This is a genomic window from Burkholderia sp. AU33423 (genome assembly GCF_002223135.1).
GTDB classification, from domain to species: Bacteria; Pseudomonadota; Gammaproteobacteria; order Burkholderiales; family Burkholderiaceae; genus Burkholderia; species Burkholderia lata_D.
The window spans coordinates 1,949,487-1,968,793 of sequence record NZ_NKFH01000004.1; the positions used below are offsets into that span (position 1 = coordinate 1,949,487).

The 19,307-nt window shown below is 64.8% G+C and carries 17 protein-coding genes; 2 read left to right on the forward strand and 15 right to left on the reverse strand.

The genetic code is table 11. The annotated features are described in order from the left end of the window. Positions 1-8: 8 nt before the first annotated feature. The 11 genes from fdx to CFB50_RS11850 form a co-directional block, all read right to left on the reverse strand. Positions 9-350: an ISC system 2Fe-2S type ferredoxin gene (fdx, locus tag CFB50_RS11800; RefSeq protein WP_011352558.1), complete on the reverse strand. Its 342-nt coding sequence runs from the start codon at positions 348-350 to the stop codon at positions 9-11. An 88-nt stretch (positions 351-438) separates the two neighbouring features. Further along, positions 439-2,307 carry a Fe-S protein assembly chaperone HscA gene (gene hscA / locus CFB50_RS11805; protein ID WP_089445939.1) on the reverse strand — a complete coding sequence of 623 codons (1,869 nt, stop codon included), beginning with the start codon at positions 2,305-2,307 and terminating at the stop codon, positions 439-441. Between the two features lie 54 nt (positions 2,308-2,361). Beyond that, a complete protein-coding gene (hscB, locus tag CFB50_RS11810; RefSeq protein WP_089445940.1) occupies positions 2,362-2,889 on the reverse strand; it encodes a Fe-S protein assembly co-chaperone HscB in 528 nt (175 codons plus the stop codon). A gap of 97 nt (positions 2,890-2,986) precedes the next feature. Continuing rightward, entirely contained in the window at positions 2,987-3,310 is a 324-nt protein-coding gene (gene iscA, locus CFB50_RS11815; protein WP_012492710.1) for an iron-sulfur cluster assembly protein IscA, read from the reverse strand. Positions 3,311-3,374: 64 nt separating this feature from the next. Further along, entirely contained in the window at positions 3,375-3,782 is a 408-nt protein-coding gene (iscU, locus tag CFB50_RS11820; protein ID WP_011352562.1) for a Fe-S cluster assembly scaffold IscU, read from the reverse strand. A gap of 68 nt (positions 3,783-3,850) precedes the next feature. Beyond that, positions 3,851-5,074: an IscS subfamily cysteine desulfurase gene (locus tag CFB50_RS11825; RefSeq protein ID WP_089445941.1), complete on the reverse strand. Its 1,224-nt coding sequence runs from the start codon at positions 5,072-5,074 to the stop codon at positions 3,851-3,853. Between the two features lie 64 nt (positions 5,075-5,138). After that, entirely contained in the window at positions 5,139-5,678 is a 540-nt protein-coding gene (gene iscR, locus CFB50_RS11830) for a Fe-S cluster assembly transcriptional regulator IscR (protein WP_009691731.1), read from the reverse strand. A 114-nt stretch (positions 5,679-5,792) separates the two neighbouring features. Then, positions 5,793-6,275 carry a low molecular weight protein-tyrosine-phosphatase gene (locus CFB50_RS11835; RefSeq protein WP_089445942.1) on the reverse strand — a complete coding sequence of 161 codons (483 nt, stop codon included), beginning with the start codon at positions 6,273-6,275 and terminating at the stop codon, positions 5,793-5,795. 101 nt (positions 6,276-6,376) lie between these two features. Next, positions 6,377-6,604, reverse strand: a complete 228-nt coding sequence (locus tag CFB50_RS11840; protein WP_089445943.1) for a hypothetical protein — start codon at positions 6,602-6,604, stop codon at positions 6,377-6,379. A gap of 129 nt (positions 6,605-6,733) precedes the next feature. Continuing rightward, the gene (locus tag CFB50_RS11845) at positions 6,734-8,146 is read right to left on the reverse strand and encodes a lactate utilization protein B (protein WP_089445944.1); all 1,413 of its coding nucleotides are present in this window, start codon (positions 8,144-8,146) and stop codon (positions 6,734-6,736) included. Positions 8,147-8,180: 34 nt separating this feature from the next. Then, complete coding sequence (locus tag CFB50_RS11850; RefSeq protein WP_069248359.1) at positions 8,181-8,903, reverse strand: (Fe-S)-binding protein; 723 nt, start codon at positions 8,901-8,903, stop codon at positions 8,181-8,183. A gap of 183 nt (positions 8,904-9,086) precedes the next feature. On the opposite strand from CFB50_RS11850, the gene CFB50_RS11855 reads away from it, so the two are divergent. Continuing rightward, on the forward strand, positions 9,087-9,896 hold the full coding sequence (locus CFB50_RS11855; protein WP_034183553.1) for an IclR family transcriptional regulator: 810 nt from the start codon (positions 9,087-9,089) through the stop codon (positions 9,894-9,896). A 92-nt stretch (positions 9,897-9,988) separates the two neighbouring features. Here CFB50_RS11855 and pbpG read toward each other — a convergent pair whose 3' ends face one another. Beyond that, entirely contained in the window at positions 9,989-11,155 is a 1,167-nt protein-coding gene (gene pbpG / locus CFB50_RS11860) for a D-alanyl-D-alanine endopeptidase (protein ID WP_089445945.1), read from the reverse strand. A 653-nt stretch (positions 11,156-11,808) separates the two neighbouring features. On the opposite strand from pbpG, the gene CFB50_RS11865 reads away from it, so the two are divergent. Next, positions 11,809-12,375 (forward strand): phasin family protein, encoded by a 567-nt coding sequence (locus tag CFB50_RS11865; protein WP_039364780.1) that lies wholly within the window; start codon positions 11,809-11,811, stop codon positions 12,373-12,375. Between the two features lie 202 nt (positions 12,376-12,577). On the opposite strand, the gene lpdA is transcribed toward CFB50_RS11865, so the two are convergent. The 3 genes from lpdA to aceE all read right to left on the reverse strand — a co-directional run bounded on the left by lpdA (position 12,578) and on the right by aceE (position 19,034). Further along, positions 12,578-14,344, reverse strand: a complete 1,767-nt coding sequence (gene lpdA / locus CFB50_RS11870) for a dihydrolipoyl dehydrogenase (RefSeq protein ID WP_089445946.1) — start codon at positions 14,342-14,344, stop codon at positions 12,578-12,580. Positions 14,345-14,625: 281 nt separating this feature from the next. Beyond that, on the reverse strand, positions 14,626-16,269 hold the full coding sequence (gene aceF, locus CFB50_RS11875) for a dihydrolipoyllysine-residue acetyltransferase (protein WP_089445947.1): 1,644 nt from the start codon (positions 16,267-16,269) through the stop codon (positions 14,626-14,628). Positions 16,270-16,337: 68 nt separating this feature from the next. Next, positions 16,338-19,034: a pyruvate dehydrogenase (acetyl-transferring), homodimeric type gene (gene aceE, locus CFB50_RS11880; protein WP_089445948.1), complete on the reverse strand. Its 2,697-nt coding sequence runs from the start codon at positions 19,032-19,034 to the stop codon at positions 16,338-16,340. Positions 19,035-19,307 lie beyond the last annotated feature (273 nt).

Below are 19,307 nucleotides of genomic sequence, written 5' to 3' on the forward strand. Positions count from 1 at the left end.
GGTTCCTGTCAGTGATTTTCCTTCGCGTGGTTGATCGAGTACTTCGGAATCTCGACCACCAGGTCCGAATCTTCCTTCACGATCGCCTGGCACGACAGGCGCGACGTCGGCTCGAGGCCCCACGCCTTGTCCAGCAGATCGTCCTCGTCCTCCTCGGACGGCGTCAGATCGTTGAAGCCTTCGCGGATCACCACGTGGCACGTCGTGCACGCGCACGACTTCTCGCATGCATGCTCGATCTCGATCCCGTGTTCGAGCAGGTTGTCGCAGATACTCTTGCCGGGCGTCGCGTCGATCACTGCGCCGTCCGGGCACAGTTCGACGTGAGGCAGCACCACCAGTTGAGGCATGTCCGTTCCGTCAGTCAGGGTGCGGCGCCAGGCGCCGCACGGTTCATTATCGCGCGGGCCGTTGCCGGCCGATGCGCAGTTCGTGAGTTCAGATCTCGTCGAGCCGGCGGCCCGACAGCGCGCGCTTGATGCTCTTGTCCATCCGGCGCGCCGCGAATTCGTCGGTGCCGTCGGCCAGCGCCTTGGTCGCCGTTTCGATCGCGTTCGTATCGTCGCCTTGCGCCACCGCACGCAGCGCCGCGGCGAGCGTGTCGACTTGCGCGCGCTCGTCCGCGTCGAGCAGTTCGCCGTCGGCCGCCAGCGCGGCCTGCGTCGCCTCGAGCATCCGCTCGGCCTCGACCTGCGCTTCGCGCAGCGCGCGGGCGCGCATGTCGATTTCGGCGGTCTTGAAGCTGTCCTCGAGCATCTTCGCGATGTCGTCGTCGGCAAGACCGTACGACGGCTTCACGACGACCGACGCCTCGACGCCCGACAGTTGCTCGCGGGCGAACACCGACAGCAGGCCGTCCGCGTCCACCTGGTAAGTCACGCGAATGCGCGCGGCGCCGGCCGTCATCGGCGGAATGCCGCGCAGCTCGAAGCGCGCGAGCGACCGGCAGTCGGCGACGAGCTCGCGCTCGCCCTGCACGACGTGGATCGCCATCGCGGTCTGGCCGTCCTTGAAGGTCGTGAATTCCTGCGCGCGCGCGATCGGAATCGTCGAGTTGCGCGGAATGATCTTCTCGACGAGGCCACCCATCGTCTCGACACCGAGCGACAGCGGAATCACGTCGAGCAGCAGCCAGTCGTCGCCGGTGCCGCGATTGCCTGCGAGCAGGTCGGCCTGGATCGCCGCGCCGAGCGCGACGACCTGGTCCGGATCGAGGTTCACGAGCGGCGGCTGGCCGAAATACTTCGCGACCGCATCGCGGATCACCGGCATGCGCGTCGCGCCGCCGACGAGCACGACACCCTTGATGTCGGCCGGCGTGACCTGCGCATCGCGCAGCGCCTTGCGAGTCGGCGTGAGCGTGCGCTGCACGAGCGGCTCGACGAGCGACGCGAACGTGTCGTGCGAGAGGGTCTGCACGAGGTGCGCGCCACCCGACAGCGTGACGTCGAGTGACGCCTCCGGTGCGGACGACAGCGCTTCCTTCAGCACGCGCACACGGTCGAGCAGCAGGCGCACGTCCTCGGGCGCGAGCGTCTTCGCATCGATGCCGGCCTGCGCGAGCACGTGATCGAACAGCGTATGGTCGAAATCGTCGCCGCCGAGCGCGGAATCGCCGCCCGCGGCCAGCACTTCGAACACGCCCTTCGTCAGCTTCAGGATCGACAGGTCGAACGTGCCGCCGCCGAGGTCATACACCGCGTAGAGGCCTTCGGCCCCGTTGTCGAGACCGTAGGCGATCGCCGCGGCGGTCGGTTCGTTCAGCAGGCGCAATACGTTGAGGCCCGCGAGGCGTGCGGCATCCTTGGTCGCCTGGCGTTGCGCTTCGTCGAAATACGCGGGCACCGTGATCACCGCGCCTACCAGGTCGTCGCCAAGCGAATCTTCCGCGCGATAACGCAGCGTCGCGAGAATCTCGGCCGACACTTCGACCGGGCTCTTCACGCCGTCGATCGTGCGGATCTGCACCATGCCCGGCGCATCGACGAATTCGTACGGTGCGTTCGCCGCGCCTTCGACCTCGGCCTTGCCGCGGCCCATGAAGCGCTTGACCGACACGATCGTGTTGCGCGGATCGGTTGCGGCCTGCTCTTTCGCGTCGTGGCCGATGCGTCGGCCGCCCTTCTCGAGATAGCGGACCACCGACGGCAGCAGCACGCGACCCGCTTCGTCGGGCAGGACTTCAGGCACGCTGTTGCGCACGGCCGCGACGAGCGAATTCGTCGTGCCGAGATCGATCCCGACGGCGAGTCGCCGCTGATGCGGCGCCGGCGCCATGCCCGGTTCGGAAATTTGCAGTAAAGCCATCTTGGTTCGTTCGGGCGCTCGGCCCGTTTGCTGCGCGTGCCGCAAGGCACGCGGTTAAGTTTCGAGGCGCTCGATCTGCGCGCCCACTTCCGACGCGACCCGTTCGATGAACATCAGTTGGCGCACGGCCTCGGCGGCCGCCTGATCGGCGCCGCTGTCGAGCAACGTGCCGAGGCGCTCCACACGCACGCGCCGCTCTTCGCGCAACTCGGCGAGCAGCGCGTCGAGCGCGTCGACGTTGCGGGCGGCCGCGGCATCCTCGATGCCCTCGCGCCACTCCATCTGCTGCATCAGGAACGCGGGCTCCATCGCGGTGTTGTTTTCCGCGCCGATGTCGACACCGCGCAGCGACAACAGATACGACGCGCGCTTCAGCGGATCGCGCAGCGTGCGATATGCCTCGTTCGCGCGGGTGGCCCATTGCATCGCGATACGCTTCTGCGCGTCGCCGGCCGCCGCGAAGCGGTCCGGATGCACTTGCGTCTGCACCGTCCGATACGCGGCGTCGAGCGCCGCCTCGTCGAGCGCGAATTGCGCCGGCAGGTGAAACAGGTCGAAGTGGCTGTCTTTCAGCGAGACCATCGTCGCGTTCAATTCCGGTTCGTCGCGCGGCAAACGCCGCACATTAAAAAGGCGGCCCGTGCCGCCTCTTGCCCGCATCGCGCGGAGATCCGCGTGGTCACACGCGGAACGATTCGCCGCAGCCGCACTCGTCCTTCACGTTCGGGTTGTTGAACTTGAACCCTTCGTTCAGGCCTTCACGTGCGAAGTCGAGCTCGGTGCCGTCGATGTAGGCCAGGCTCTTCGGATCGACGATCACCTTCACGCCATGACTCTCGAACACCTGATCCTCGGGAGCCAGCTCGTCGACATACTCGAGCTTGTACGCGAGCCCCGAGCACCCGGTCGTGCGAACGCCGAGCCGCAGGCCCATACCCTTGCCGCGACGGACGAGGTATTTCTGGACGTGCTGTGCTGCTTTTTCGGTCAGTGTAATTGCCATGATGTCCTTGCCGCGGCGCGCCACCGGGGCCCGCCGCGTTCCTTCTGAAGCCGCTCGATGCCGCTCAGGCTGCTGCCTGATCGCCTTCCGTGGTGTCGTGACGCTTCTTGTAGTCGGCCACGGCTGCCTTGATCGCGTCTTCCGCGAGGATCGAGCAGTGAATTTTCACCGGCGGCAGCGCGAGTTCTTCCGCGATCTGCGTGTTCTTGATCGACAGTGCTTCGTCGAGCGTCTTGCCCTTCACCCATTCGGTGACGAGCGAGCTCGATGCGATCGCCGAACCGCAACCGTAGGTCTTGAACTTCGCGTCTTCGATCACGCCGTCCGCGCCGACGCGGATCTGCAGCTTCATCACGTCGCCGCAGGCCGGCGCGCCGACCATGCCCGTGCCGACCGTGTCGTCGTCCTTCGCGAACGAACCGACGTTGCGCGGGTTTTCGTAGTGATCCAGAACCTTGTTGCTGTAAGACATGACTCAGACTCCTTGACTCGTTACGTCTGCGTGCGCGAATCCGCCCGCGGGTATGTTCAATCCGGCGCTCAGTGTGCGGCCCATTCGATCGTCGACAGATCGATGCCTTCCTGGTGCATTTCCCAGAGCGGCGAGAGTTCGCGCAGCTTCGCGATCTTGCTGTTCAGCAGGTTGATCACGAAGTCGACTTCCTGCTCCGTCGTGAAGCGGCCGACCGTGAAGCGGATCGAGCTGTGTGCCAGCTCGTCGTTGCGGCCGAGCGCACGCAGCACGTACGACGGCTCCAGCGACGCCGACGTGCATGCGGAGCCCGACGACACCGCGACGTCCTTGATCGCCATGATCAGCGACTCGCCTTCGACGAAGTTGAAACTGATGTTGAGGTTGTGCGGGACACGGCGCTCCATGTCGCCGTTCACGTACGTTTCCTCGATTTGCGACAGGCCGCGCAGCAGCTTGTCGCGCAGCATGCGGACGCGCTCGTTTTCCGTCGCCATTTCTTCACGTGCGATGCGGAACGCTTCGCCCATGCCGACGATCTGGTGCGTCGCCAGCGTGCCCGAACGCATGCCGCGCTCGTGGCCGCCACCGTGCATCTGCGCTTCGATGCGCACACGCGGCTTGCGGCGCACGTACAGCGCGCCGATGCCCTTCGGGCCGTAGGTCTTGTGCGCCGAGAACGACATCAGGTCGACCTTCAGCTTCGCGAGGTCGATCTCGACCTTGCCGGTCGACTGTGCAGCGTCGACGTGGAACACGATGCCCTTCTCGCGGCAGATCTCACCGATCGTCTCGATGTCCTGGATCACGCCGATCTCGTTGTTCACGTGCATCACCGACACGAGGATCGTGTCCGGGCGCAGTGCGGCCTTGAACGCGTCGAGGTCGATCAGGCCGTCATCCTTCACGTCGAGATAGGTGACTTCGAAACCGTCGCGCTCGAGCTCGCGGCAGGTGTCGAGCACGGCCTTGTGCTCCGTCTTCACCGTGATGATGTGCTTGCCCTTGCCCTTGTAGAAGTTCGCGGCACCCTTGATCGCGAGGTTGTCCGACTCCGTTGCGCCGGACGTCCAGATGATCTCGCGCGGATCCGCGTTCACGAGCGCGGCCACGTTCTCACGCGCTTCCTCGACCGCCCGCTCCGCGTCCCAGCCATACGCGTGGCTGCGCGACGCCGGGTTGCCGAACTGCTCGCGCAGGTACGGCACCATCTTGTCGACCACGCGCGGGTCGACCGGCGTCGTCGCGCTGTAATCCATGTAGATGGGCAGGTGGAGAGTGTCTTGGGTCATCTGTCGCTCCGGGAATTCTGTGCAGGGACTATGTGCGTTATGGGGTATGGCGGCGCCTTCGCGCTCACGAACTCGCGATGTTGAACACCGAATTGGGGCCGAGCGGCATCGTGCGAACCGGCTCGGCCGGCGCCGCAACGGGCTCCGGCGTGCGCCGGTCGCGCAGCACCGCGGGTGCGCCCTCGCGAGCGCGCTGCTGATCGACGAGATCCTGCAGCGACACCGAATCGAGGTATTCGACCATCTTCTGGTTCAGCGTCGACCACAGCTCGTGCGTCATGCAATGGCCGTCGGGCTGCTTCGAGCCGTCGCACGTGCCTTTGCCGCCGCACTGCGTGGCGTCGAGCGGTTCATCGACCGCGATGATGATGTCGGCAACGGTGACGTCCTGCGCGCGACGCGCGAGGTTGTAGCCGCCGCCCGGGCCGCGCACGGATTCGACGATTTCATGCCTGCGCAGCTTGCCGAACAGCTGTTCGAGATACGAGAGCGAAATCCGCTGGCGCTGGCTGATGCCTGCAAGCGTCACCGGGCCCTGCTCCTGGCGCAGTGCCAAGTCAATCATCGCCGTGACGGCGAAACGGCCTTTGGTGGTGAGTCTCATGGTGTCTAGGGGACTGCAATCTTGACGATTTTGGTCAAGTATAAATATTTGACGATTTTAGTCAAGTATCCATGTCTTTGAAAGGGTATTCGCAGATCGCTGAATACCGCGCAATCAGCGCTCCGTGCGGGCCCGGAGCGTCTCCAGCAGGCCCGCGCACGCGCGCTCGACCTGATCGAGCACCTGCTCGAAGCCCTGTGTACCACCGAAATAAGGGTCGGCCACTTCGGTTTCCGTCGAATCCGGCGCGAAGTCCATTAGCAGGCGCACCTTGTCGCGATGCTGCGGCGGGCAGCGGCGGCGCAGCTCCGCGAGATTCGCCTCGTCCATCGCGAGCAGCAGGTCGAAGCGCTCGAAATCCGCCGCGCTCACCTGTCGTGCGCGCAGCGCCGACAGGTCGTAGCCGCGGCCAAGCGCGGCAGCCTGCGCACGCGAATCCGGCGGCTCGCCGACATGCCAGTCACCGGTGCCGGCCGAATCGATCGAGATCCGGTCCGCCAGCGCGGCCGCGCCGACCTGGTGACGCATCACGCCTTCCGCGGTGGGCGAACGGCAGATGTTGCCGAGACAGACGAAACAGATCGAAACGCGGGTCATCGCACTATCGGAAAGCCGCGGCGAGCCGCGCGGGAGAAGAACGCGCCATTATACAAAGGCGACCGAAATCGCGCCGCCGCACAAAACGACGGGGCCATGCCTTACAGCGCCTTCGGCGCGGCGAGCACGACGTCGCCGGACGCTGCCGGCAGCGGCGTCGCCGCATCGCCGACCAACCCGAACGACACCGCACGCGCCAGCTCGGCGGATGCCTGGTGAACGGCAAGCGGGCCGCGCGACGGCGCCTCGTCCATCGCATGCAGATAGGCAGCCGCGGCCAGCGGAACGACGATTGCCAGCGGCCAGTACATCGATATTGTCTTTTTCATGATGCGGACCTCCTTGACCTCGTACCCCGAAACCCAATTCCGGGGACTACAGACAGGATTCTATAGACCGCATCTATCGAGATAAATATACAAATAGCGAACGCACTGTTGTCGCCGGATGAACAGTCGTCAGCCGAGGTGGCTTTGCGACGCCGCGTACAGCTCGCGGAACGTGCGCCCGGTCGGCGTCGGCATGTCGCGCGTATCCATCCAGCCGCCCATCATCGGCAGGCGCCGGAGCGTGCCCCTGTTGCCGCCCAGCCGCTCGAGGATGCGCACCGCGAGCTTGGTCGTCAGCGCATACAGCATCGGCCGGCGCGCGAAGAAACCCCATGCGGCGAGCGCCGCGCGCTCGCGCCACGGTCGCAGATGCCGCTCGACCTGCTTCTCGCGCAGTGTGCGCAACAGGTGCGACAGCGGAATCCCGGCCGGGCACACGCTGTCGCATTCTCCGCAAAGCGTGGCGGCCTGCGGCAGGTCGAGTGAGCGGTCGAGCCCGACGTAGCTCGGCGTCAGCACGGACCCCATCGGCCCCGGGTAGACCCAGCCGTATGCGTGGCCGCCGACCTTCTGGTACACCGGACAATGGTTCATGCATGCGCCGCAACGGATGCAGCGCAGCATCTCCTGGAATTCGCCGCCGATCAGCCCGGTGCGGCCGCCGTCGACGAGCACGACATAGTTGTGCTCGGGGCCATCCTCGTCGCCGGGCCCGCGCGGCCCGGTCAGCAGCGAGAAATAGTTCGACGTCTTCTGCCCGGTCGCCGAGCGCGGCAGCAGGCGCATCGCGGTCGCGAGATCCTCGAGTGTCGGCAGCACCTTCTCGATGCCCGTCACCGCCACATGCACGCGCGGCATCACCGTGCACATGCCCTCGTTCCCTTCGTTCGTCACGATCGCCACCGAACCGGTCTCGGCGATCACGAAGTTGCCGCCCGTCACGCCCATGTCGGCCGACATGAAATGCGGGCGCAGCACCTCGCGCGCCTCGCGCGTCATGTCCGGAATCTCGGTGAGCCGCTCGCGATGGTGCGTGCGCGCGAACAGGTCGGCGATCTCGTCCTTGTCCTTGTGCACGACGGGCGCAATGATGTGGCTCGGCGGCTCGTTGTCGTTGATCTGCAGGATGTACTCACCCAGATCCGTCTCGATCGACTGCACGCCCATTTCCGCGAGCACCGCGTTCAGGCGCATTTCCTCCGACACCATCGACTTGGTCTTGATGACCTTCTTCACGTCGTGACGGCGCGCGATGTCGGCCACGAGCCGCGCGGCATCGTCGGTCGTTTCGGCGAACAGCACCGTCGTGCCGCGCCGCGTCGCCTCGCGCTCGAACGCCTCGAGCCACACGTCGAGGTTCTCCAGCGCGCGGTTGCGGCGATCCTTCAGCGCGGCGCGTGTGGCCGGGAAGTCGATCGCGGTCATCGCGTCGGCGCGCGCGGACACGAATTTCGTCGACAGCTTCTTCAGGTTCTGCTGCAGGCGCTGGTCGGCCAGCTTCTGGCCGGCGCGCGCCTTGAAATGCATCGATTGGACTTGCATCGCGGTATCGGGGAAAAGTGAGCGGAACCGGGCGTCAGACGTCGCCCGCCAGCACCTGCGCAACGTGCAGCACGCGCGTGTCGCGGTCGCCGGTGCGGCGCAACCGCCCTTCGATGTTCAGCATGCAGCCGAGATCGCCGAGCACGACGGCGCCCGTACCGGACGCGCGCACGTTCGCGCACTTCTCGTCCGCGATGGCTGCCGAAATATCGCCGTACTTGACCGCGAACGTACCGCCAAAGCCGCAGCAGTGCTCGCAGTCCTTCATTTCGGTGACCGCGATGCCGCGCTGCGCGAGCAGCGCGCGCGGCTGCGCCTTCACGCCGAGCTCGCGCAGGCCCGAGCACGAATCGTGATAGGTGACGGGCCCCGTGAATTCGCCCGGCGCGAGCGACACCTTCGCGACGTTCGCCAGGAAATCGGTCAGTTCGTACACTTTCTGCTGGAACCGCGTGTAGCGCCCCATCAGTTCGGGGTCGTCGCGGAACAGGTCGCCGTAGTGCGCGCGGATCATCCCGCCGCAGGAACCCGACGGCGCGACGACGTAATCGAACTGCTCGAACTCGCGCAGCGTCTTTTCCGCGAGATCACGCGCGAGCGCGCGGTCGCCCGAGTTGTAGGCCGGCTGGCCGCAGCAAGTCTGCGCGGGCGGCACGATCACCTCGTAGCCGGCGTCGCGAATCAGCTTGAGCGCCGAAAAACCGATTTCGGGGCGCATCAGATCGACCAGGCAGGTCACGAACAAACCGACTCGCATACGTGCTCCTTCGAGAAAACGGCTCTCATTATCCGCCGTTTGGCCGGCAAGACCAACGCCGGCGCTCATGCAAGCCCGCACTGCGCGAAACGAGGATTTCCTCGAACGGCGTTCGCTTTTTTCACAATACGAGATACAATCGTTCCAACACCGCTTGACGCGTCAACCGATTTCTCCCCCGACATGAGCCAACCCACCCCGGATTCCAAAACGTCGATCCAGGTGATCGAACGCATGATGCGGTTGCTGGACGCGCTCGCCGCGCACAGTGACCCTGTCAGCCTGAAGGAGCTTGCGCAGCGGACGGAGCTGCACCCGTCGACCGCGCACCGCATTCTCAACGACATGGTGACCTGCCGTCTCGTCGACCGCTCCGATCCCGGCACGTATCGCCTCGGCATGCGGCTGCTGGAGCTCGGCAACCTCGTGAAGGCACGCCTGTCGGTGCGCGACGCGGCGCTGATGCCGATGCGCGAGCTGCACCGCCTCACCGGGCAAACCGTGAACCTGTCGGTGCGCCAGGGCGACGAGATCGTCTACATCGAGCGTGCGTATTCGGAGCGCTCGGGGATGCAGGTCGTCCGCGCGATCGGTGGCCGTGCGCCGCTGCACCTCACGTCGGTCGGCAAGCTGTTCCTCGCGGCCGACGAAACGTCACGCGTGCGCGCCTATGCGACACGTACGGGGCTGTCCGGCCATACGCAGAACAGCATCACCGACATCGCGAAGCTCGAGCGCGAGCTGACGATCGTCCGCCAGCAATCGTGCGCGCGCGACAACGAGGAGCTGGAGCTCGGCGTGCGCTGCATCGCGGCCGGCATCTACGACGATTCGGGCAAGCTCGTCGCGGGCCTGTCGCTGTCGGCGCCGGCCGATCGTCTCCAGGATGCGTGGCTCGGCCAGTTGAGCCGCACCGCCCTCACCATTTCGGAATCGCTCGGCTACCGGCCGGCGCCCGCGAAGGATGCGGACGGGCTGCAGCGGCAGGCGTAAGCCGCTCCCGCGCGCCCAATGAAAAAGCCCCGCGATTGCGGGGCTTTTTTTCAGTCATCGGCGCGGCGGCGCACCGCCACGCCACCGTGCGATCAGGTCCCGCCGCTCGGCGTGTTGGCTGCCGTCAGGCGCTCGCCGCCGCCGGCATCGAGCCAGTTGCGCAGGCGCGCCGCATCGGCGAAGCGCGAATACTTGCCGAACGAATCGAGCAGCACCATCACCATCGGCTTGCCGTGGATCGTCGCCTGCATCACGAGGCACTCGCCCGCCTCGTTGATGAAACCCGTCTTCTGCAGACCGATATCCCACGAGCCATTGCCGCGGATCAGCGCGTTCGTGCTGTTGTAGACCAGGTTGCGCTTGCCCGTGTACACCTCGTAGGTGCGATCGGTCGAGAACTGACGAATCATCGGGTACTGGTACGCCGCATTGACCATCTTCACGAGATCGCGTGCGCTCGACACGTTCGAGCTCGACAGCCCCGTCGAATTCTCGAAGTGCGTGTCGGTCATGCCGAGTGCCTTCGCCTTCGCGTTCATCGCGGCGATGAACGCAGGACGGCCGCCCGGGTAGTAACGCGACAGCGCGGCGGCCGCGCGGTTTTCCGACGCCATCAGCGCGATGTGCAGCATGTCTTCACGCGACAGCACCGAACCGACCGACAGGCGCGAGCCCGTGCCCTTCTCGTAATCGCGGTCTTCGTCCGTGACTTCGAGCTGGTCGGTCATCGGCGTCTTCGAGTCGAGCACGACCATCGCCGTCATCAGCTTCGAGATCGACGCGATCGGCACGACGGCGTGCGAATTCTTGTCGAACAGCGGCTCACCCGAGTTCTGGTCGACGACGTACGCGACGCTCGAACGCAGCGCGAGCGCGTCCGGTGTGTCGTGCAGGCCGAACGCCTGGCCGACGGTCGGCCGGCGCGGCTGGAACGCGACCTTGCGGACTGCGCCGTGATGGCCGCCATGCACGTTCGACGCGAGCGTCACGCGCTTGCGCGACGCCTTCGCGCGCGGCGCGTCGTCGGCCGCGACCTTCGCGGATTTGTCGGAGCTGGCCTTGGCCGACTTCTTCTTCGCGGACGAAGCAGGAGCGACAGCCTTTTTCTTGGCGGATTGTTGGGTCTTCGCAGTGGCGGCAAAGGCGTCAGCAGGCGCGACGGACGCGGTGGTCGCCAGCAAGGCGACTGCGACCGACACAGCCGTGCCGAGCGTCATGCTCTGCAACAATCTGCGCGGTGAAAACGATTCGGCTTTCATTGGGGTCTGGACAAAGCGGGCGGGAGGTTTCCGCAAGTGTAGTTAAAGCTGAAAAAAAGAGCAATATTAGGCACTTACCGATCGTCGTTAAACCGGAATGTAAGGGTCGGCCAACCTCTGACCAATGAACCCTCCCGATCCCATCGAAAAAATCCATGGGACGCGCTGCCCGACAGTACCCGTCTCCCGATTACACACGGTTAATTGAGATAACGTCACTTCGGAGGCGATTTAAAGCGGGGAAACTACGTATCCGGCGCTCGGGGTGCCAGGGGCGCCGGTCTCGGCCGTGGCGGCGGCACGTCGCCACGGGACGCGCATCGAAACGGCGCGTTTTTCGACAGGAACAGAAGGATAACGTTCCACATGCCTGTCAGGTTTACCTGTGCATGGTCATGGTGCGGTGCGCCTGCCCCGCCGCTGTGCGCACCATATGGGATCGCGCATGAAACCGATTCCGAACGGGCACGATAACTCATTGTTTTATCGATAATTTGTCGCGATTGTGCAACGCACAAAAAATACTTGACATTGGTTTTCTCTGCCCTAAAATAAGCCTCATTGCTGCGTTGCACAAAGCACGCGCATCCGAGGTTCCCCAGCGTAGTGCCCTTTACCCTGCGATCGACGCGATCGCTTTTCAGGAGCTTGACATGTCCTTGCTGACCCCCGAGCAAATCGCCGCCGCCCAGAAAGCCAACCTCGAAAGCCTGTTCGGTCTGACGACCAAGGCGTTCGAAGGCGTCGAAAAGCTGATCGAACTCAATCTGCAGGTCGTGAAGTCGACGCTGGCCGAAGGCCAGGAAAACGCACAGCGCCTGCTGTCGGTGAAGGACGCGCAGGAACTGATCGCGCTGCAAGCCAGCCTGTCGCAGCCGGTCGCGGAAAAGGTGCTGTCGTACGGCCGTCACCTGTATGAAATCGCATCGTCGACGCAAGCCGAGTTCGCGAAGGTTGCTGAAGCGCAATTCGAAGAGCAGAACAAGAAGGTCCAGGCACTCGTCGACAACGTCGCGAAGAACGCCCCGGCTGGTTCGGAAACGGCTGTCGCAGCACTGAAGTCGGCACTGAACGCTGCGAACACCACGTACGAAACGGTTCAGAAGGCAACGAAGCAAGCCGTCGAAATCGCTGAAACGAACTTCAACGCTGCTGCTGCCGTCGCCACGAAGGCTGCTACCGCCGCTGCTGCACGTCGTACGAGCAAGCCGGCCGCGTAAGCGCCCCCTGCTCCTGAAAAAGCCGCGCCCAGCGCGGCTTTTTCATTTCTGGTGCCGGAACATGCTGGAACCGGCAAGTCGCCGGCCGTTCTCGAACGGTCGTTTGAGTATCGGCCGCACATAAAAGAAAACGCCGCCGCCCGGATGGCCCGGGAGGCGGCGTTTTTTCGTGGCCGGCGGATTGCCGGCCGTGCCGGCCGCGTTACTTCTTGCGTTGCGGCGGCAGGTCGGTACAGACGCCTTCGTACAGTTCGGCGGCCATGCCAATCGATTCGCCGAGCGTCGGGTGCGGATGGATCGTCTTGCCGATGTCTTCCGCGTCCGCGCCCATTTCAACGGCGAGGCACACTTCGCTGATCAGGTCGCCCGCGTTCAGGCCGACGATACCGCCGCCGATCACGCGATGGGTTTCCTCGTCGAAGATCAGCTTCGTGAAACCTTCGTCACGGCCGTTCGCGATCGCGCGGCCCGATGCGGCCCACGGGAACACAGCCTTGCCGTACTTGATGCCTTCGGCCTTGCACTGGTCTTCCGTCTTGCCGGCCCACGCCACTTCCGGATCGGTGTACGCCACCGACGGGATCTGCAGTGCATCGAAGTACGCCTTCTCGCCGTGCGCGGCTTCCGCTGCGACGTGGCCTTCATGCACGGCCTTGTGCGCGAGCATCGGCTGGCCGACGATATCGCCGATCGCGAAGATGTGCGGGACGTTCGTGCGCATCTGCTTGTCGACGTCGATGAAGCCGCGATCCGTGACCGCGACACCCGCCTTGTCGGCGCCGATCTTCTTGCCGTTCGGGCTGCGGCCCACCGCGACGAGCACGAGGTCGTAGCGCTGCGCTTCCGCCGGCGCCTTCTCGCCCTCGAACTTCACGTAGATGCCGTCTTCCTTCGCTTCCGCGCCGACCGTCTTGGTCTTCAGCATCACGTTGCCGAAGCGCTTCGCGTTGTACTTTTCCCAGACCTTCACGAGATCGCGGTCCGCGCCCATCATCAGGCCGTCCATCATTTCGACGACGTCGATCTCGGCGCCGAGCGTCGCGTACACCGTGGCCATTTCGAGGCCGATGATGCCGCCGCCGATCACGAGCATGCGCTTCGGCAGCTGACGCAGTTCGAGTGCGCCCGTCGAATCGACGACGCGCGGGTCTTCCGGCATGAACGGCAGCTTCACGGCCTGCGAGCCCGCAGCGATGATCGCCTGCTTGAACTTGACGACCTTCTTGCCGTTTTCGCCCTGCACTTCCATGTGATACGGATCGACGAATGCGCCGACGCCCGTGACCACTTCGACCTTGCGCGCCTTCGCCATGCCGGCGAGGCCCGTCGTCAGCTTCTTGACGACGCCGCCCTTGAAGTCGCGCAGCTTGTCGAGATCGACTTCCGGCTTGCCGAACGTGATGCCGTGCGACGCGAGCGCCGCGGCTTCGTCGATCACGAGCGCCGTGTGCAGCAGCGCTTTCGACGGGATGCAGCCGACGTTCAGGCACACGCCGCCGAGCGTCGAGTAGCGTTCGACGAGCACCGTCTTCATGCCGAGGTCGGCTGCGCGGAACGCGGCCGAGTAGCCGCCGGGGCCGGCACCGAGCACGAGCATGTCGCACTCGATGTCGGCGCCACCTGCGTAGCTGCCGGCCTGCGGCGCAGGTGCCGGAGCGGCGGCGGCCGGTGCCGGCGCTGCTGCTGCGGGCTTGGCCGCTTCGGGTGCTTTTGCGGGTGCGGCAGCGCCAGCCGATGCTTCGACGATGGCGATGACGGTGCCTTGCGAGACTTTCTCGCCGGCCTTGACCTTGACTTCCTTGACCGTGCCGGCGACGTCGCTGGGCACTTCCATGGAGGCTTTGTCCGATTCGAGCGTGATGAGCGTCTGCTCTTTTTCGATCACGTCGCCGGGTTTGACGTTGACTTCGATGACATCGACGCCGCTGAAATCGCCGATATCCGGAACCTTGACTTCGATGAGACTCATTACTGTCCCCTTCTTGATTAGCTGCAGACAGAGGGGGAGAAACCCGCAGAGAGAACCCGTGACTACGGCCTGGTCAAAGAACGCGAACCTGGGCAGAACCACCTTTGCCGTCCGCCCAAGGACGCGCCTTTCTTTTGGTTACTTTTCTTTGGAAGACAAAGAAAAGTGACCGCCGCCCCGCGCAGGGGCGACGCTAATAGACCGTTAGCGAAACAGGTTCAACGACAGGACGCGGATGACCGACAAACAACCCACGCCCCAGCGAGCCACTCCCACGCTCATCAAAGAATGATGCGACGGAAATCGGCAAGCAACGCGCCGAGATACGCATTGAACCGCGCGGCTTCCGCGCCATCGATCACGCGATGGTCATACGACAGCGACAGCGGCAGCGTGAGACGCGGCACGAATTGCTTGCCGTCCCACACCGGCTTCATCTGGCCGCGCGACAACCCGAGGATCGCCACTTCCGGCGCGTTGATGATCGGCGTGAAGTTCGTGCCGCCGATCCCGCCGAGCGACGAGATCGAGAAGCAGCCGCCCTGCATCTGGTCCGGCTTCAGCTTGCCGTCGCGTGCGGCCTTCGACAGCTCGGCCATTTCCTTCGCGATGTCGACGAGACCCTTCTTGTCCGCATCGCGGATCACCGGCACGACGAGGCCGTTCGGGGTATCCGCGGCAAAACCGATGTGGTAGTACTGCTTGAACACCAGGTTGTCGCCGTCGAGGCTCGCGTTGAACGTCGGGAATTTCTTCAGCGCGGCGACGACCGCCTTGATCACGAACGCGAGCATCGTGAACTTCACGCCCGCCTTTTCGTGTTCCTTGTTCAGTTGCACGCGCAGTGCTTCGAGCTCGGTGATGTCCGCTTCGTCGTTGTTCGTGACGTGCGGGATCATCACCCAGTTGCGATGCAGGTTCGCGCCCGAGATCTTCTTGATGCGCGACAGCGGCTTCGCCTCGAACGGGCCGAACTTCGAGAAGTCGACCTTCGGCCACGGCAGCAGGTTCAGCTCGCCGCCGCCTGCCGGCGCGGCTGCCGCGCCCGGTGCTGCGCGCTGGCCGGTCATCACGCCCTTCACGAAGCCCGTGACGTCTTCCTTCGTAATACGGCCCTTCGGACCCGAACCCTGTACGCGTGCAACTTCGACGCCGAGTTCACGTGCGAACTTGCGCACCGACGGCGATGCGTGGCTGGCGCGGTATTCGCCCGACGCGGCGGCCGGAGCCGGTGCAGCAGCAGCCGGTGCCGGGGCAGCCTTCGCCGGTGCGGCGGCAGGTGCCGGCGCCGGAGCGGCAGCAGCGGCCGGAGCCGGTGCGCTCGCCTGCGGTGCGGCAGCCGCTGCGCCCGCGGCTTCGAGCAGCACGATCAGCGAGCCTTCCGACACCGAATCGCCCACCTTGACCTTGATGTCCTTCACGACGCCGGCGGCCGGGCTCGGCACGTCCATCGTCGCCTTGTCCGACTCGAGCGTGACGAGCGACTGCTCCTTCTCAACCGTGTCGCCGACCTTCACGCCGATCTCGATCACCGGCACATCCTTGTAGTCGCCGATGTCGGGGACCTTCACTTCGAGCGTACCGCCGGCTGCTGCCGGGGCGGCCGCCGGTGCTGCAGCAGCCGGCGCTGCCGCCGGAGCCGGAGCAGCAGCGGGCGCGGCCACGCCGTTCGCCTGCGCCGCGGCGCCGCCTTCGAGCAGGATGATCAGCGAGCCTTCCGACACGGAATCACCCACCTTGACCTTGATTTCCTTCACGACGCCGCCGACCGGGCTCGGCACGTCCATCGTTGCCTTGTCCGATTCGAGCGTGACGAGCGACTGCTCCGGTTCGACGGTATCGCCGACCTTCACGCCGATCTCGATCACCGGCACGTCCTTGTAATCGCCGATATCCGGCACCTTCACTTCGATCGCTTGACTCATCTGTTTCTGTCTCCATGGCCGCGCGCGCCCCTCGCGGAGGCGGCGCGCGGCATCACACGGCGTGTGCGTTAAACGGTCATCGGGTTGGGCTTCGACGGATCGAGGTTGTACTTGGCGATCGCTTCCGCGACCACCTTGCGCTCGATCGTGCCCTCGTCGGCCAGCGCGTTGAGCGCGGCGACGGTGACCCAGTGACGGTCGACTTCGAAGAAGTGACGCAGCTTCTCGCGGGTATCCGAGCGGCCGAAGCCGTCCGTGCCCAGCACGACGAAGCGGCGATCGATCTGGCCGCGGATCTGGTCGACCAGCGCGCGGACGTAGTCGGTCGAGGCGATAACCGGGCCCTGCGTGTCCTTCAGGCACTTCTGCACGTGCGACAGGCGACGCTCTTCGGTCGGATGGAGCAGGTTCCAGCGTTCGACCTGGTGGCCTTCACGCGCCAGCTCGGTGAAGCTCGGCACGCTCCACAGGTCGGCGGCGACGCCCCAGTCGTTCTTCAGCAGGTCGGCGGCGGCGATCACTTCGTTGAAGATCGTGCCCGCGCCGAGCAGCTGGACGCGCGGCGCATTCTTGTCGGCGTCGGCCTTCTTGAACGCGTACATGCCCTTGATGATGTCGGCCGCCACGTGCTCGCCCTGCGGAATCGCCGGGTGCTCGTAGTTCTCGTTCATCACCGTGATGTAGTAATACACGTCTTCCTGGTCCGCCACCATCCGGCGCAGGCCGTCCTGGACGATCACGGCGAGTTCGTAGCCGAAGGTCGGGTCGTAGCTCACGCAGTTCGGCACCGATGCCGCCCACAGGAGCGAGTGACCGTCTTCGTGCTGCAGGCCTTCGCCGTTCAGCGTCGTGCGGCCCGCGGTACCGCCGAGCAGGAAGCCGCGCGAACGCATGTCGCCCGCGGCCCATGCCAGGTCGCCGATCCGCTGGAAGCCGAACATCGAGTAGAAGATGTAGAACGGCACCATGATCTCGCCGTGCGTCGAATACGACGTCGCCGCAGCGATCCAGTCGCACATGCCGCCCGCTTCATTGATGCCTTCCTGCAGGATCTGGCCGGTCTGCGATTCCTTGTAGAACATCAGCTGGTCGGAATCTTCCGGCACGTACTTCTGGCCTTCCTGGTTCCAGATACCGATCTGGCGGAACAGGCCTTCCATGCCGAACGTACGCGATTCGTCCGGGACGATCGGCACGACGCGCTTGCCGAGCGCCTTGTCCTTCAGCAGGATGTTCAGGATCCGCACGAACGCCATCGTCGTCGAGATCTCGCGGCCTTCGCCCGTGCCCTTCAGCAGCGGCTCGAACGCGTCGAGCGCCGGCACCGGCAGCGACGTCGCCTTCTCGCGGCGGTGCGGCAGGTAGCCGCCGAGGTCCATGCGCTGCTTGCGCATGTATTCGAGTTCCTTCGAGCCTTCCTCGAACTTCAGGTACGGCACGTCGGCGATCTGCTCGTCGGTGATCGGCAGGCGGAACTGGTCACGGAACTTCTTCAGTTGCTCGACCGGCAGCTTCTTCTGCTGGTGCGTGATGTTCATCGCCTGGCCCGACTCGCCCATCCCGTAGCCCTTGATGGTCTTCGCGAGGATGACGGTCGGCGCGCCCTTCGTGTTCGTGGCTTCGTGGAATGCCGCGTAGATCTTGTGCGGATCGTGGCCGCCGCGGTTCAGCGCCCAGATGTCGTCGTCCGACCAGTCGGCGACGAGCGCCTTCAGCTCAGGCGTGTTGAAGAAGTGCTCGCGCACGAACGCGCCGGATTCCGACTTGTACGTCTGGTACTCGCCGTCGACGACTTCCATCATGCGGCGCATCAGCGCGCCCGACTTGTCGCGCGCGAACAGCGCATCCCAGCGGCTGCCCCAGATGACCTTGATCACGTTCCAGCCGGCACCGCGGAACTCCGATTCGAGTTCCTGGATGATCTTGCCGTTACCGCGCACCGGGCCGTCGAGACGCTGCAGGTTGCAGTTGATCACGAACACGAGGTTGTCGAGCTTCTCGCGGCTCGCCATCCCGATCGCGCCGAGCGATTCCGGCTCGTCCGTCTCGCCGTCGCCGAGGAATGCCCACACCTTGCGGCCTTCGGTCTTCGTGATGCCGCGCGCTTCCAGGTACTTCATGAAGCGGGCCTGGTAGATCGCCATGATCGGGCCGAGACCCATCGACACGGTCGGGAACTGCCAGAAGTCCGGCATCAGCCACGGGTGCGGGTACGACGAAATGCCGTTGCCGTCGACTTCCTGGCGGAAGTTGTCGAGCTGCTCTTCCTTCAGGCGGCCGAGCAGGAACGCGCGCGAGTAGACGCCCGGCGACGAGTGGCCCTGCACGAACACGAGATCGCCGCCATGCTGGTCGGACGCTGCGTGCCAGAAGTGGTTGTAGCCGACGTCATAGAGCGTTGCGGCCGACGCGAACGACGCGATGTGGCCGCCGACGTTCGTGTCCTTGCCTGCGCGCAGCACCATCGCCAGCGCGTTCCAGCGCGTGTACGAACGGATGCGGTGCTCGAGGTCCTGGTCACCCGGAATCTTCGCCTGGGCTTCGACCGGAATCGTGTTGATGTACGGGGTATTCGCGGAAAACGGCAGGTGTTCGCCGTGCATGCGGGCGAATTCGATCTGCTTTTCGATCAGGTAGTGCGCGCGGCCAGTGCCCACGGAGGAGATCACGCCGTCGAGCGACTCGAGCCATTCAACGGTTTCCTGCGGGTCGTCGTCATGTTCGGCGGCGACATATTTCATCACTTCGTTCGGTACAGCGGACATTCTCGTCTCCTGGGTCCTGGAATGTGAGGATCGCTCTCGTGCAGACGACGCGACGCGACCGGCTGCGGGCAAGCTCCGACGGATTGTAATGAGCGTGCGCGGGCCTGCGCAACAAAATTTTCGAATCGTGAGATCTTTTCTCGCAATATGAAATATTGCTGCGCTGCACCCATATTTCGGGGCTCTCCGGCGAGTCGAGGCTGAACAAATCCGTTTCCGTTCAACATATCCGGTATAGGTTTTCCATGTATTGCGCTGCGCTACAATCCTGCC

Coding starts and splice junctions, on each gene's coding strand:
- CFB50_RS11835 (WP_089445942.1), bottom strand. CDS start 6,275: ATGACCCGCGTTTCGATCTGTTTCGTCTGTCTCGGCAACATCTGCCGT.
- CFB50_RS11845 (WP_089445944.1), bottom strand. CDS start 8,146: ATGCAAGTCCAATCGATGCATTTCAAGGCGCGCGCCGGCCAGAAGCTG.
- CFB50_RS11855 (WP_034183553.1), top strand. CDS start 9,087: ATGAGCCAACCCACCCCGGATTCCAAAACGTCGATCCAGGTGATCGAA.
- CFB50_RS11865 (WP_039364780.1), top strand. CDS start 11,809: ATGTCCTTGCTGACCCCCGAGCAAATCGCCGCCGCCCAGAAAGCCAAC.
- iscR (WP_009691731.1), bottom strand. CDS start 5,678: ATGAGACTCACCACCAAAGGCCGTTTCGCCGTCACGGCGATGATTGAC.
- pbpG (WP_089445945.1), bottom strand. CDS start 11,155: ATGAAAGCCGAATCGTTTTCACCGCGCAGATTGTTGCAGAGCATGACG.
- CFB50_RS11825 (WP_089445941.1), bottom strand. CDS start 5,074: ATGACCCAAGACACTCTCCACCTGCCCATCTACATGGATTACAGCGCG.
- CFB50_RS11850 (WP_069248359.1), bottom strand. CDS start 8,903: ATGCGAGTCGGTTTGTTCGTGACCTGCCTGGTCGATCTGATGCGCCCC.
- aceE (WP_089445948.1), bottom strand. CDS start 19,034: ATGTCCGCTGTACCGAACGAAGTGATGAAATATGTCGCCGCCGAACAT.
- fdx (WP_011352558.1), bottom strand. CDS start 350: ATGCCTCAACTGGTGGTGCTGCCTCACGTCGAACTGTGCCCGGACGGC.
- CFB50_RS11840 (WP_089445943.1), bottom strand. CDS start 6,604: ATGAAAAAGACAATATCGATGTACTGGCCGCTGGCAATCGTCGTTCCG.
- iscU (WP_011352562.1), bottom strand. CDS start 3,782: ATGTCTTACAGCAACAAGGTTCTGGATCACTACGAAAACCCGCGCAAC.
- lpdA (WP_089445946.1), bottom strand. CDS start 14,344: ATGAGTCTCATCGAAGTCAAGGTTCCGGATATCGGCGATTTCAGCGGC.
- hscA (WP_089445939.1), bottom strand. CDS start 2,307: ATGGCTTTACTGCAAATTTCCGAACCGGGCATGGCGCCGGCGCCGCAT.
- hscB (WP_089445940.1), bottom strand. CDS start 2,889: ATGGTCTCGCTGAAAGACAGCCACTTCGACCTGTTTCACCTGCCGGCG.
- iscA (WP_012492710.1), bottom strand. CDS start 3,310: ATGGCAATTACACTGACCGAAAAAGCAGCACAGCACGTCCAGAAATAC.
- aceF (WP_089445947.1), bottom strand. CDS start 16,269: ATGAGTCAAGCGATCGAAGTGAAGGTGCCGGATATCGGCGATTACAAG.